The sequence below is a fragment of the Acinetobacter lwoffii genome (assembly GCF_024129685.1).
Taxonomy (GTDB): domain Bacteria; phylum Pseudomonadota; class Gammaproteobacteria; order Pseudomonadales; family Moraxellaceae; genus Acinetobacter; species Acinetobacter lwoffii_X.
In genome coordinates, this window is the sequence record NZ_JAMXXL010000054.1 from 1 (window position 1) to 11,176 (window position 11,176).

The 11,176-nt window shown below is 35.5% G+C and carries 18 protein-coding genes and 1 pseudogene; 11 read left to right on the forward strand and 8 right to left on the reverse strand.

The window, feature by feature from the left end; genetic code table 11:
* Nucleotides 1-136 precede the first annotated feature (136 nt).
* Nucleotides 137-601 (forward strand): SMI1/KNR4 family protein, encoded by a 465-nt coding sequence (locus NI464_RS15245; protein WP_253139445.1) that lies wholly within the window; start codon nucleotides 137-139, stop codon nucleotides 599-601.
* A gap of 121 nt (nucleotides 602-722) precedes the next feature.
* Nucleotides 723-1,340, forward strand: coding sequence for a hypothetical protein (locus NI464_RS15250; RefSeq protein ID WP_004647761.1), 618 nt, complete (start codon nucleotides 723-725; stop codon nucleotides 1,338-1,340).
* Between the two features lie 201 nt (nucleotides 1,341-1,541).
* Here NI464_RS15250 and NI464_RS15255 read toward each other — a convergent pair whose 3' ends face one another.
* The 3 genes from NI464_RS15255 to NI464_RS15265 all read right to left on the reverse strand — a co-directional run bounded on the left by NI464_RS15255 (nucleotide 1,542) and on the right by NI464_RS15265 (nucleotide 3,102).
* Complete coding sequence (locus NI464_RS15255) at nucleotides 1,542-1,835, reverse strand: type II toxin-antitoxin system RelE family toxin (protein WP_000221358.1); 294 nt, start codon at nucleotides 1,833-1,835, stop codon at nucleotides 1,542-1,544.
* The gene (locus NI464_RS15260) at nucleotides 1,825-2,070 is read right to left on the reverse strand and encodes a type II toxin-antitoxin system RelB/DinJ family antitoxin (protein WP_253139449.1); all 246 of its coding nucleotides are present in this window, start codon (nucleotides 2,068-2,070) and stop codon (nucleotides 1,825-1,827) included. The genes NI464_RS15255 and NI464_RS15260 overlap by 11 nt, the downstream gene beginning before the upstream one ends.
* A gap of 141 nt (nucleotides 2,071-2,211) precedes the next feature.
* A complete protein-coding gene (locus tag NI464_RS15265) occupies nucleotides 2,212-3,102 on the reverse strand; it encodes a LysR family transcriptional regulator (protein WP_035334907.1) in 891 nt (296 codons plus the stop codon).
* A gap of 149 nt (nucleotides 3,103-3,251) precedes the next feature.
* Here NI464_RS15265 and NI464_RS15270 point away from each other — a divergent pair.
* Together NI464_RS15270 and NI464_RS15275 are read left to right on the forward strand one after the other, a co-directional pair.
* Nucleotides 3,252-3,845, forward strand: a pseudogene (locus tag NI464_RS15270) (NAD(P)H-dependent oxidoreductase).
* Between the two features lie 9 nt (nucleotides 3,846-3,854).
* Entirely contained in the window at nucleotides 3,855-4,169 is a 315-nt protein-coding gene (locus NI464_RS15275; RefSeq protein WP_005105962.1) for a putative quinol monooxygenase, read from the forward strand.
* Nucleotides 4,170-4,279: 110 nt separating this feature from the next.
* Here NI464_RS15275 and NI464_RS15280 read toward each other — a convergent pair whose 3' ends face one another.
* The 3 genes from NI464_RS15280 to NI464_RS15290 all read right to left on the reverse strand — a co-directional run bounded on the left by NI464_RS15280 (nucleotide 4,280) and on the right by NI464_RS15290 (nucleotide 5,344).
* Complete coding sequence (locus NI464_RS15280; protein WP_004647750.1) at nucleotides 4,280-4,570, reverse strand: addiction module antidote protein; 291 nt, start codon at nucleotides 4,568-4,570, stop codon at nucleotides 4,280-4,282.
* 1 nt (nucleotide 4,571) lies between these two features.
* A complete protein-coding gene (locus tag NI464_RS15285; protein ID WP_004647749.1) occupies nucleotides 4,572-4,868 on the reverse strand; it encodes a type II toxin-antitoxin system RelE/ParE family toxin in 297 nt (98 codons plus the stop codon).
* Between the two features lie 161 nt (nucleotides 4,869-5,029).
* Entirely contained in the window at nucleotides 5,030-5,344 is a 315-nt protein-coding gene (locus NI464_RS15290) for an ArsR/SmtB family transcription factor (RefSeq protein ID WP_086044972.1), read from the reverse strand.
* A gap of 103 nt (nucleotides 5,345-5,447) precedes the next feature.
* Here NI464_RS15290 and NI464_RS15295 point away from each other — a divergent pair, with 103 nt between their 5' ends.
* The 7 genes from NI464_RS15295 (at nucleotide 5,448) to NI464_RS15325 (ending at nucleotide 10,315) form a co-directional block, all read left to right on the forward strand.
* Nucleotides 5,448-5,864: a YeeE/YedE family protein gene (locus NI464_RS15295; protein WP_086044973.1), complete on the forward strand. Its 417-nt coding sequence runs from the start codon at nucleotides 5,448-5,450 to the stop codon at nucleotides 5,862-5,864.
* Nucleotides 5,865-6,281, forward strand: coding sequence for a DUF6691 family protein (locus NI464_RS15300; RefSeq protein ID WP_086044974.1), 417 nt, complete (start codon nucleotides 5,865-5,867; stop codon nucleotides 6,279-6,281).
* Nucleotides 6,282-6,283: 2 nt separating this feature from the next.
* Nucleotides 6,284-7,156 (forward strand): MBL fold metallo-hydrolase, encoded by an 873-nt coding sequence (locus NI464_RS15305; protein WP_086044975.1) that lies wholly within the window; start codon nucleotides 6,284-6,286, stop codon nucleotides 7,154-7,156.
* Nucleotides 7,157-7,226: 70 nt separating this feature from the next.
* A complete protein-coding gene (locus NI464_RS15310; RefSeq protein ID WP_086044976.1) occupies nucleotides 7,227-8,009 on the forward strand; it encodes a sulfite exporter TauE/SafE family protein in 783 nt (260 codons plus the stop codon).
* A gap of 200 nt (nucleotides 8,010-8,209) precedes the next feature.
* The gene (locus NI464_RS15315) at nucleotides 8,210-8,821 is read left to right on the forward strand and encodes a recombinase family protein (RefSeq protein ID WP_004811709.1); all 612 of its coding nucleotides are present in this window, start codon (nucleotides 8,210-8,212) and stop codon (nucleotides 8,819-8,821) included.
* A 679-nt stretch (nucleotides 8,822-9,500) separates the two neighbouring features.
* Nucleotides 9,501-10,031, forward strand: a complete 531-nt coding sequence (locus NI464_RS15320) for a PadR family transcriptional regulator (protein WP_005254570.1) — start codon at nucleotides 9,501-9,503, stop codon at nucleotides 10,029-10,031.
* Nucleotides 10,028-10,315, forward strand: coding sequence for a DUF3861 domain-containing protein (locus tag NI464_RS15325; RefSeq protein WP_005015460.1), 288 nt, complete (start codon nucleotides 10,028-10,030; stop codon nucleotides 10,313-10,315). Before NI464_RS15320 ends, NI464_RS15325 begins: the two co-directional genes overlap by 4 nt.
* A gap of 142 nt (nucleotides 10,316-10,457) precedes the next feature.
* On the opposite strand, the gene NI464_RS15330 is transcribed toward NI464_RS15325, so the two are convergent.
* Both NI464_RS15330 and NI464_RS15335 read right to left on the reverse strand, forming a co-directional pair.
* Nucleotides 10,458-10,751 carry a type II toxin-antitoxin system RelE family toxin gene (locus tag NI464_RS15330; RefSeq protein WP_253139452.1) on the reverse strand — a complete coding sequence of 98 codons (294 nt, stop codon included), beginning with the start codon at nucleotides 10,749-10,751 and terminating at the stop codon, nucleotides 10,458-10,460.
* Nucleotides 10,741-10,986 (reverse strand): type II toxin-antitoxin system RelB/DinJ family antitoxin, encoded by a 246-nt coding sequence (locus NI464_RS15335; RefSeq protein WP_000246756.1) that lies wholly within the window; start codon nucleotides 10,984-10,986, stop codon nucleotides 10,741-10,743. Before NI464_RS15335 ends, NI464_RS15330 begins: the two co-directional genes overlap by 11 nt.
* Nucleotides 10,987-11,176 lie beyond the last annotated feature (190 nt).

An 11,176-nucleotide genomic window follows, 5' to 3' on the forward strand; every position in this document is an offset into this window, starting at 1 on the left:
AAGAAAGTTAAATCCTGTGCTTGACTCTTGTGGTTAAAAACAGGACATTTTAAATGGTTTATCGCATAGACATTTTAATTGGTGAATAACAAACAAACAAACAAACATCTCTTACTCTTAACAGGTTAAAGCCAAAATGCCTTATCAAAATTCAAATATTATGTATGACTTCGGACCAATCGATGTAGAGGTCATAGAAAATTTTGAGCAAGATAAGAAAATTAATTTCCCTCTGAGTTATAAAAATCTGATGACTTGTCACAATGGGGTGCAATTTATTGAGAATAGTTTTGAATATTCTGATTCTAATAATGAGATTGGAGAATCTAGCATAGGATTTTGTTGCTTTGGAAAAGAGCTAGGCGGTGATCATATTGAAAACTGTCAAGATCAGGATATATATGGCCAGGATAGGATAGTCATTTTTGGACTAAATGGTTGTGGTGACTATATCGGATTTGACTACAGATCTGACGTTAATAATCCGAAAGTAGTTCTTATGTACCATGATCAGTATATTAAAGATCAACATGGACAACCCAAATTAAAATTAGTAGAAGTATCTGATAGTTTTGATAATTTTTTGAGTTTACTAAGATAGTTTGCATATTACTGAATAAGTCGGCCACCCATTCCTGTTCGTGGTCTACCAGTTATTCTATCCAAGTAGGCCACTTATAACTCACAATTCCTAACAGGCATACAGATTAAGGTGAACTAATATGAATAGTTGGGTTGTTAATATTATTATCATTACGATTTTATGGATAGTTTTATATGGATTATACAGAATTTTAGTAGTGTATTTCGCAAGAAAGAGAATGCGTAAAATGGCTGAACAGGAAGAACAACGTAGAGTTGAAATACGAGAAATCTTAAAAAACAAGCTGATTGTATTGAATCAGGTTGCGATTAAAATAGCAGCCGAAGAATTTATGCAGGCATTATTAGATTGGAAATCTGAGAGAACCATTCGGGAAACTATAGCACCCTATAGACCTGAATGGGGTGAGCAAGAAATTCTGAACTGTATTGAACGGAGTGAAAGTCTTATTAATCCAATAATAAAAGTATATCAACCTGTTTATGATGTCGCAATTCAGAAAAAAATCGATCAACCATTTGATTTATCTGGTTATATTCATTCTTTTTTTACGGGTTTTTATTGGAGTGAAGTTGATTATCCTGAAATTGATAAGCCATTGAGCAAATTAAGTGAATTAATGAGAGGTGGGTTATCCCACGAGGAATTCTGGGAAACAGATTATTATAAAAAGCATCTTGTACCTAAAAAAGTACAAGAACGTATGGAAGAACTGAGAAAAATAGGAAAATATTAATTTTATAATTTTTTTAATAGCACTTTATCAAAGATAATTTTAGTGGCCTACTTGGAATAGTAATGACTTGTATAGTACTAACGAGAATAGATGGTAGATTTATACAAGAACATGCAGATAGTTTAAATTATTAGCCTGAGACTATATTTAACATAAAATCTCTTATACGAAGCCAAAAATGGGAGCTATAAGCTCCCATTTTTAGTCTTTAATTCGCTTTTTCGCTTCGTCATAAACTATGCTATCAGCTCGTTTTCCGACGGTAATGAGCAGGATAACTACCTGATCATCTTTAACTTGATAGACAAGTCGGACACCAGCTTTTAATAATTTGATTTTATAGCAACCTGCAAGATCGCCTCTAAGCATATTCTTTGGAATATGTGGCTGCTCTATGACTTTGGCTAGTTTCTTTTTAAATTGATCTCGTATAGCAACAGGGAGTTTTTCCCATTCTGCTGTAAAGTCCTTGTGACGTAAAAGCTTATAAGTCATCTAATGTGACTTCCTCAAACATCTCTTTAGGATCATTAATGCGCTTACGGACAAGAGCTAATAATTCTTCATCTTCTTCCGAAAGAAAAGCTTTTTTGACAGGCAGTTTCCCAGTCGTAGCAACATACTCAAGAATACTAGTGAAGAAATCCGTAGGTGCAATACCTTGCTCTTTAAGGATTGAATAAAATTTTTCTTTAAGGACTTCATCGATCCTGAAGTTAACAGTAGCCATCATATTTCCCAAGTATTTAATGTACTAGGAACAGTGTAATGCAAATTGCATTACAAGTCGACTTTGCATAACCTCCATTATGTTAAATGGGTAGTGATTTGGTGGATTTTTCAGACTTTGGTTTGAAAAATCCATTTAAAATTAATTAAGCTGTTGTAATTTTTCATATAAATAATCAATAAATAATCTAACTCTCTTAGGTATATAATTTTTTTTGTAATAGACAGCATGGATTTTTTGCTCATGAATCTTTATTTCATCTTCAAATAAAGCAATTAATTTACCTTCTTTTATATCCTTTAAAATTAAAAATTCAGAGAGACAAGCGATTCCTACGCCTTGTAAAGCAAGTTGACGAACACTTTCGCCATTAGAAGCTGTAATAGATGGTGAAGTTTTATATAGTTGATCATTTATATAAATTGGCCAATTATTTAAATGCAAAGGATGGCTAAATCCTAATAATCTATGTTGATTTAACTCAATAATAGATTTTGGTAAGTTATTTTTTTTGAGATATTCAGCGCTAGCAACGATATACAAACGACTTTTATATAATAATTTTGCATAGAGACTTGAATCTTCTAGATCACCAAATCGTATAGCAACATCTATTTTATGCTCTAATAAATCAATTACATGATCATGACTAGTTAGTTCAATACTGATTTTTGGATATCGTTCTATAAACTCTGGTATTAATGGAATAATTACATGCAATACAAACGGTGTTGCTGAATCTATTTTAATTAAGCCTGTAGGTTCAGTACCTGGATTAATTAACAACTCTTCAGCTTCATTCAAATCAGAAAGTAATTTTCTTGCTCTTTCTAAAAAAATTTTTCCATCATAGGTAAGATTAAGGCTACGGGTTGTACGTTCGATTAATTTAACATTTAATTTTTTTTCGAGGCGTTGTAATGTGCGACTGATAGCAGATGTTGTTTGATTTAGTTGTTCTGCTGTTTTCACTATAGAGCCACAATCAGCGATCGTAACAAATACTAAAAGTTCATCAAATGTAGATTTCATATCTAAGTAAATCATTAATAAAAAATCATTTTTAATTATATATCAATTTTAATTATTAACAATTAATCAATAATGTTTTGTTAATAGCTGTATTTATATTGATGAATCTTAAATTTATATTGTACTTCTCTACTCAATTTGGGATGAAGATGAATAATATTTTAATTATCAATGGTGCTAAAACTTTTGCTCATTCTAATGGTGAATTGAATGATACCTTGACAATTTTAGCAGAATAAGTGTTAACCAAATTAGGTCATAAAGTTAAAGTTACGCGTGCTGATAGTGCTTTTGATCCAAAAGAGGAGGTAAAAAAATATCTTTGGGCTGATGCTATTATTTATCAAATGCCAGGCTGGTGGATGGGTGCACCATGGACAGTAAAAAAATATATTGATGATGTATTTACTGAAGGTCATGGTCATATATACGCTAATGATGGTCGTTCACGTTCGGATACTTCTAAAAAATATGGTTCGGGAGGCTTAATGCATGGCAAAAAATTTATGCTGTCATTAACTTGGAATGCACCTGCTGAAGCATTTACTGATCCAAAACAATTTTTTGAGGGGAGAGGTGTAGATGGGGTTTATTTGCCTTTTCGAAAAGCCAATGAGTTTCTTGGTATGCAAAGCATGTCAACATTTATTGCTCATGACGTCATCAAAGCACCAAACTTACCACAAATAAAAGATGACTATCGCCAACATTTAATCCGTAATTTTTCTGCATCAGTGATATAGAGGTAAATGATGTTAACAATTATTGCTGAAATTAAAGTAAAACCCGGTTCAAAGCATCTGCAACATGTAATCAATTCATTCAAGGAGATCACACCAACAGTGTTTGAAGAAGATGGTTGTTTTGGCTACGAATTACTTATTAATCATGAGAGTCATGCGTCTTATCAGGCGCCATTGAAAAATACAGTCGTTATGTTGGAAAAATGGAAAAGTATCAAACATTTAGATGCACACCTTGCAACCGTACATATGCAAGAACATCACTTTAAGATAAAAGATGATGTTCTTGGTGTTGATATCCGAATTTTAGAGAATGGATTTTAATCAAATTATTATATTCATTTATGAGTTTCTCTAAAATTAACATAATACACGTTATAGGAATCTAAAAATGGGAGCCTTTAGCTCCCATTTTTACTATATTTTTTAAAGCTTTAGGCGTGTTGTACTGTGAGTTTTAAGCCTAAAGCATTTACTACACGATTAATTGTATCAAAACGTGGTGCTGAATCATGACGTAGGGCTTTGTAGAGTGCCTCACGCCCAATCCCTGCTTCTTTAGCGATTTGAGTCATGCCACGAGCTTTAGCAATAACACCAAGTGCATGAGCTAATTCAGCTGGATCATTCTCTTCAAGAACCATATTGAGATAAATCACAATGTCTTCTTCAGTTTTGAGTGACTCAGCCATATCAAAACTTGGTAAATCAGCTACTTTAACCATTTTAATCCTCCAACGTTTTCGATAGTTTGACTGCACGATCGATGTCTTGTTGTTGAGTTGATTTATCTCCACCACCAAGCATTACAATCACAACGTCACCATGTTGGATGTAATACATCCTCCATCCAGAACCGAAGAATTCTCTCATTTCCCAAACGCCATCTTGGAGAGGTTTAATGTCTCCCCAGTTTCCACGTTGAACCTTATCTAATCGACGATTCAGGCGGATACGGGTCATATTGTCTTTAATGCCATCCAACCATTCATCAAATTCTGGCAGACGTTTAATTTCAATCATGAGGATTCCTTCTCTTCTCACTATATTGTATTCGATCGAATACAATATGCAAGTAATCTATATGAACATCCATTAATTTCGTATAACAGCCATTATGTTAAATGGTTCTATCGCATTAAGAACTAGATTAGATACTGTAAAGGGTGAAATGCGACAGAACCTTAATCGTGACTGCAATAAATTTCATAGAGTGTCTGCATGATTTTTAACACGCGCATATCGCTTAATTGATAAAAAATCTGTTTACCCTCCCGTCGTGTCGATACGATCTGATTGTTTCTTAAAACTGTTAGTTGTTGTGACAAGGTGGGTTGGTAGATATTAGTGCGTATTTCAATTTGCTGCACATTGAGTTCACCTTCCACCAAAACACATAGAATTTTAAGACGATCTGGGTTTGATAAAACTTTTAGACAATCACTAACAAGATCAACTTGTGAGAAGTCTATTCGCGTTTTTAACTGAGTAGTGTTCATGAATGCATCCTAATAATGAGATAAAAAAATTAAGATCTTCTACTTGAATAATTAAAATTATTATATAATATAAAAAAATATATTGTAAGTGGGTATATTTACTATGCATGATTTTCTGATCGCATTTTTAGGCGGATTGCTTCTTGGCGTAGCCGTGGTCGGCTATCTTTATGTGCATGGTCGTATCGCCGGAATCAGTGGTTTAATCGAACAGGTGCTGAACCCTTCAACGATGTTTAAAACACCTGCAATTTGGTTTCTGTTGGGCTTAATCACGGTGCCATTTATCTATGGACTGTTTGTTCAGCCAGAAATTGAATTGAATGCGAGTCCGCTGATGATGGTGGTTGCGGGTCTCTTGGTTGGCTTTGGTACACGCTTAGGTTCAGGTTGTACCAGCGGTCACGGCATTTGCGGGATGAGTCGTTTGTCTAAACGTTCCATCGTGGCCACCATGAGTTTCATGTTTGCTGGTTTTGTCACTGTTTATATGATTCGCCATATCACAGGAGCTTTCTAAATGAAAAATTTTCTCGCTTTTATTTTTGGTGGTTTGTTTTCTGTGGGGCTGATGGTATCAGGTATGTCGAATCCAGAAAAAGTGCTGGATTTCCTAAATCTGTTTGGTGACTGGGATGCCAGTCTAGCCTTTGTCATGATGGGTGCAATTGCCGTAGCATTTATTCCCTTTCAAAAAGCTATACGTTCTGCAGCACCGAAAACCGTTTTTAACGAACCTATTTTATTGCCAACCAGTCAAAAACTTGACCCACGCTTAATCATTGGCAGCCTGCTGTTTGGTATCGGTTGGGGAGTTGCTGGTGTATGTCCTGCACCAAGTTTTACTTTGATTGGTCTTGGACATTATCAGGTCCTGTATTTTATTGTCGCAATGCTTGTAGGCGTGTTGATTCACCGTAAGTGGGCAGGAGCTTAATGATGTCAAATTTCCCTGTTGTAAAAGATTTTTTTCATGAAGATACCAATACTTTTAGTTATGTGGTGAGTGATCCTACAACTCAGGCATGCGCAATTATTGACAGTGTGTTGGATTATGATGCTGCATCTGCAACCACTTCGACCACACATGCCGATCAGATTATTGCCTATGTCAAAGCACAGGGTTTAACAGTCGAGTGGATTCTGGAAACCCATGTCCATGCAGATCACTTGACCGCAGCGCAGTATCTCAAAGTTGAATTGGGCGGCAAGATTGCCATGAGTCAAAAAATTGCTGTGGTACAGGAGACCTTTGCTGCGATCTATCATTTGGATATTAAGCAATGGAATGCCCAGCAGTTATTTGATTACCTATTTGAAGATGATGAGAAATTTCAGATTGGTTCAATCGAAGCATATAACATTCCCACCCCCGGACATACACCGGCCTGCTTAAGTTATGTCATCGGTGATGCTGTCTTTGTCGGGGATACTTTGTTTATGCCGGATTATGGTACGGCACGTTGTGACTTTCCGCGGGGAAGTGCAGCAATACTTTTTGATTCGGTACAGCGCCTGTTTGAACTGCCAGAGAGTACCCGAGTATTTCTATGCCATGACTATTTACCACAAACCCGTGATCGCTATGTATGTGAGACGGATCTTCAGACGCAAAAAAACCGAAATATTCATATTCATCATGGTACGACCAAAGCTGAATTTGTAGAAATGCGTAATAAGCGCGATGCGGGTTTGAGTATGCCAAAACTAATTTTACCTTCGATACAGATCAACATGAAAGCCGGACAGTTCCCTGAGCCAGAAGAGAATGGAGTTTCTTATTTGAAACTTCCACTTAACTATTTCAGATAAACAAGTTTCAACATTAAACAACAAGGTTTGTCTTTTGTTGAATTGCTTGATTTAAATAGGGGTGTGGGCTATGTGGATGTTGATACTGGAAAGCTTGGCCATTGGTGGCTTGCTAGGGTTAACAGGTGCTGGTGGAGGTATTCTCGCTGTGCCGGCACTCATGGCGAGTCAAGGGTGGACTGTAGCACAGGCTGCCCCTGTGGGCCTACTTGCAGTCACTCTATCCGCCTTGGTTGGAACATTTGAAGGTTTATTCAAACGTATAGTGCGTTATCGTGCTGCGCTTTGGATTGCTCTCATCAGCATTCCATCAGCACGTTATGGTGTGCATCTAGCAGGAATTATATCTCCAGTATGGCTAACCCTAGCATTCAGTCTAGTGATGCTGCTCGTCGCTTACCGGATATTCTTTAATAAAGTCCATGATCATGAAAATACACTGTGCAAGGTTAATCAAACTACAGGTCGCCTGATCTGGAATATGAAAACTGCTTTATCTCTCGGTATTATTGGTATGGTGGCAGGTTTGTTAACTGGCTTGCTTGGAGTGGGTGGTGGTTTTGTGATTGTTCCAGCAGTACGTAAAGTGACAGACCTCGATATGCGCAGTATCGTTGCGACCTCCTTGATGATTATTTTTCTAATTGGTGGGGTTAGTATTTCTGCCCACGTGTTGGACGGCTTTCAATATCCTGTTTCCATCACGCTCACTTTCGTTATGGCGTGTATTGTGGGGATGTTAATTGGGCGCAGTTTAATACATCGGATAGATGCTAATCGAGTGCAAAAGATTTTTGCAACGACTGTGATCGGAGTTGCTATGTATTTAATTTATTCAGTACTTACGGGATAAATGATTAATTATTCAATATTTCTAAAATTAACATAATACACGTTATACGAATTCCCAAGGCATGGCTTTTAGTTATGCTTTTTTTATCAAAAGAGTATAGCTGAATGATAGCGAGCCAAATCGCATACAATATCTATCATTAGACTTAATGCAATAATTAAATGATGTTGTTATCATTAATCTAATAGAATTAAGATTAAATGATAGAAATGAATACACGTATTTATCTACGAGCTTCAACTAAAGATCAAGATGCAAAAAGGGCTTTGCAGATTCTTCAGGATCTAAACCAAAACTTGAATTTGGGTGAAACCATTGTGTACGTGGAAAACTATAGTGGTACGAAGTTAGACCGACCTGAATTGAATAAGCTGCTGTCAGAAGCAAATCAAGGTGACACCTTGTTAGTTGAAAGTATTGACCGCTTATCACGCCTAACCCAACGAGATTTTCAAGAGCTGAAGCGCAGGATTCAAGAGAAAGGACTTCGATTAATTGTGGCAGATCTTCCTACTACCTACCAAATGATTCAAACCAGTGACACCATTACTCATTCAATCCTAGAACTCATTAATAATATGTTGATTGATCTCCTGGCAACAATGGCTCGCCTAGACAATGAGAAACGTATAGAACGTATTAAGCAGGGCCTGGCACGTTCGGGTTACAAGCCAACAGGTAAGAAAGCCAATGAGGCTAAGCACAAACGAATAAAAGAATTACTAGCAGCTGGCAATATGACTAAGGAAGAAATTGCCAAAGCAGTGAATTGTGGAGTTGCAACTGTTTATCGAGTTGCTAAAGTCATTTAAAAAGGCTTGTATCAGTGCTTCCCTTATGTCATATCTATTTACAAAGGAACAAGGCATTCTTAAAGATCAAAAGAAGGGATTAATGATGAAAAAGCATTTGATTTTCCTTGTTTTTATAGTGATGGTTTTTATTTTAGCTCTAGTTGTAAAGATTAATAATGATCATAAAAAAGGGCAAGCATTAAACAAATTGGAACTAGTTGAAAAGCAAATCCATTAGGTAAAAATTGACTTATACTTATTTAAATAACGCTAATAACTAAGCCCAAAGAACACCTAGACCCAGTGCTATACACGCTTAGTTTTTTATATTTTAAAAGAGCATTTTAGCAAATATCATAAAAGACCGATCTATTCTCAAGCCGGTTTTTTATATCGCCGAGCATCATGGCTTCATCATAGATATATGAATATTAAGATAAATAAAAAGCCCTATAGTCTCTCCCGTTACTATAAGGCTTATAAAACGCTGTAATTTTTTTCTTAATTACCTACTTTTCGATGTAAGTTATGAATATATTTTACCTATTGGTAAAAATAAAGATATAAGACAAAAGATGAATATGCTAGGAATTTCGCATAACAACCATCATGTTAAATGCGGGGATAAATAAAAGAATTGAAAATATATCTAAGATTTATTAAGATATATCTTAATAAATCTTAGATATACCAACTTATGAATGAAACAACTGACTCTTTGCTGATAAATTCAGATACGCCATCACGTAAAAGCCGTTTATTTGAATCTGGCCATATGAAATTGCTAGTGCTTTCTTTAATTGAACAAGCGCCTAGATACGGTTACGAAATTATTAAAAGCATTGGTGAGTTGGTAGGTGGTGGATATAGCCCAAGTACAGGCACAATTTACCCAACCTTATCTTATCTTGAAGACATGCAATTTGTTTCTATTGAAAAACCTGATGGTGACCGTAAGCAGTACAAGATTACAGTGACTGGTATTAACCATTTAAATGGTCAAAGAGAGCATTTAGAACATATCCTTGGCCGCTTAGAGACGCGACGTGAAATTCAAAATAATGATCAATATCTAGATATCTATCGTGCAATGGCAAACTTAAAAACATCATTGCGACTTAAATTAAAAAATAATGCACTGACTGAAGAAACAATTCATCAAATTGCTAAGAGCATTGATCAAGCTGCTGTTGATATTAGCTGTCTTAAAAATGAGGTAGTCCGATGAAACAACATAAATATCAAATTAGTGTAAAGCATCTTGTCGATCCAAAAGGACAGCCTTCAACTTACACTGAAGATCTTGTTTTTACTGCTTATAATCACGATGATATTTTCAAAGTTTTAGAAAAATTGCAGCAGAAAAAAATTATAGATGAAGAATCAATGAAATCTTTTGCCGTAGGATTAAAGCTTATGGGAGAAGTGTTATTAGAAAATAAAGATATTCCTTTATTTAAAGATTTTTCGCCGCAATTTATTGAATTTATTAAATCAATCAAAAAACTTTAACTTACGGAGTTAGTCCATTTAAATCTATTCCTTTGAGTTAATCTGATATGAAAAATATTTAAGGTTAAATTATTTAGTTTTCTTAAAATTAACATAATACACCTTATACGAATGCAAAAATGGGAGCTATAAGCTCCCATTTTTAGTCTTTAATGCGCTTTTTAGCTTCTTCATAAACTATGCTATCAGCTCGTTTCCCGACTGTGATGAGCAAGATAACTACCTGATCATCTTTAAATTGATAGACAAGTCTGACACCAGCTTTTAATAATTTAATTTTATAGCAACTTGCAAGATCGCCTCTTAGCATATTCTTTGGAATATGTGGCTGCTCTATGACTTTGGCTAGTTTCTTCTTAAATTGATCTCGTATAGCAACAGGGAGTTTTTCCCATTCTGCTGTAAAGTCTTTGTGACGTAAAAGCTTATAAGTCATCTAATGTGACTTCCTCAAACATCTCTTTAGGGTCATTAATGCGCTTACGGACAAGAGCTAATAATTCTTCATCTTCTTCTGAAAGCAAAGCTTTTTTGACAGGTAGTTTCCCAGTCGTAGCAACATACTCAAGAATACTAGTAAAGAAATCTGTAGGTGCAATACCTTGTTCTTTAAGGATGGAATAGGATTTTTCTTTAAGGGCTTCATCGACCCTGAAGTTAACAGTAGCCATCATATCTCCCAGTTATTTAATGTGCTAAGAGTACTGTAATGCAAATTGCATTACAAGTCGACTTCGTATAACCGCCATTATGTTAAATGGAACCTTCTTTAGTTGAATATTCATACTTTCAATGGAGCAAAACTTGCAGAATCTTGTCTAATTTGTAATCCTTGCAGCCAAGGGTGTCTAGCTGAGCTAA

Bases quoted from the DNA above. Each gene is read 5' to 3' on its own strand.
- NI464_RS15320 (WP_005254570.1), top strand. From the start codon at position 9,501: ATGAATGAAACAACTGACTCTTTGCTGATAAATTCAGATACGCCATCA.
- NI464_RS15255 (WP_000221358.1), bottom strand. From the start codon at position 1,835: ATGACTTATAAGCTTTTACGTCACAAGGACTTTACAGCAGAATGGGAA.
- NI464_RS15265 (WP_035334907.1), bottom strand. From the start codon at position 3,102: ATGAAATCTACATTTGATGAACTTTTAGTATTTGTTACGATCGCTGAT.
- NI464_RS15295 (WP_086044973.1), top strand. From the start codon at position 5,448: ATGCATGATTTTCTGATCGCATTTTTAGGCGGATTGCTTCTTGGCGTA.
- NI464_RS15330 (WP_253139452.1), bottom strand. From the start codon at position 10,751: ATGACTTATAAGCTTTTACGTCACAAAGACTTTACAGCAGAATGGGAA.
- NI464_RS15275 (WP_005105962.1), top strand. From the start codon at position 3,855: ATGTTAACAATTATTGCTGAAATTAAAGTAAAACCCGGTTCAAAGCAT.
- NI464_RS15325 (WP_005015460.1), top strand. From the start codon at position 10,028: ATGAAACAACATAAATATCAAATTAGTGTAAAGCATCTTGTCGATCCA.
- NI464_RS15335 (WP_000246756.1), bottom strand. From the start codon at position 10,986: ATGGCTACTGTTAACTTCAGGGTCGATGAAGCCCTTAAAGAAAAATCC.
- NI464_RS15250 (WP_004647761.1), top strand. From the start codon at position 723: ATGAATAGTTGGGTTGTTAATATTATTATCATTACGATTTTATGGATA.
- NI464_RS15280 (WP_004647750.1), bottom strand. From the start codon at position 4,570: ATGGTTAAAGTAGCTGATTTACCAAGTTTTGATATGGCTGAGTCACTC.
- NI464_RS15285 (WP_004647749.1), bottom strand. From the start codon at position 4,868: ATGATTGAAATTAAACGTCTGCCAGAATTTGATGAATGGTTGGATGGC.
- NI464_RS15290 (WP_086044972.1), bottom strand. From the start codon at position 5,344: ATGAACACTACTCAGTTAAAAACGCGAATAGACTTCTCACAAGTTGAT.
- NI464_RS15305 (WP_086044975.1), top strand. From the start codon at position 6,284: ATGTCAAATTTCCCTGTTGTAAAAGATTTTTTTCATGAAGATACCAAT.
- NI464_RS15315 (WP_004811709.1), top strand. From the start codon at position 8,210: ATGATAGAAATGAATACACGTATTTATCTACGAGCTTCAACTAAAGAT.
- NI464_RS15300 (WP_086044974.1), top strand. From the start codon at position 5,865: ATGAAAAATTTTCTCGCTTTTATTTTTGGTGGTTTGTTTTCTGTGGGG.
- NI464_RS15310 (WP_086044976.1), top strand. From the start codon at position 7,227: ATGTGGATGTTGATACTGGAAAGCTTGGCCATTGGTGGCTTGCTAGGG.
- NI464_RS15260 (WP_253139449.1), bottom strand. From the start codon at position 2,070: ATGGCTACTGTTAACTTCAGGATCGATGAAGTCCTTAAAGAAAAATTT.
- NI464_RS15245 (WP_253139445.1), top strand. From the start codon at position 137: ATGCCTTATCAAAATTCAAATATTATGTATGACTTCGGACCAATCGAT.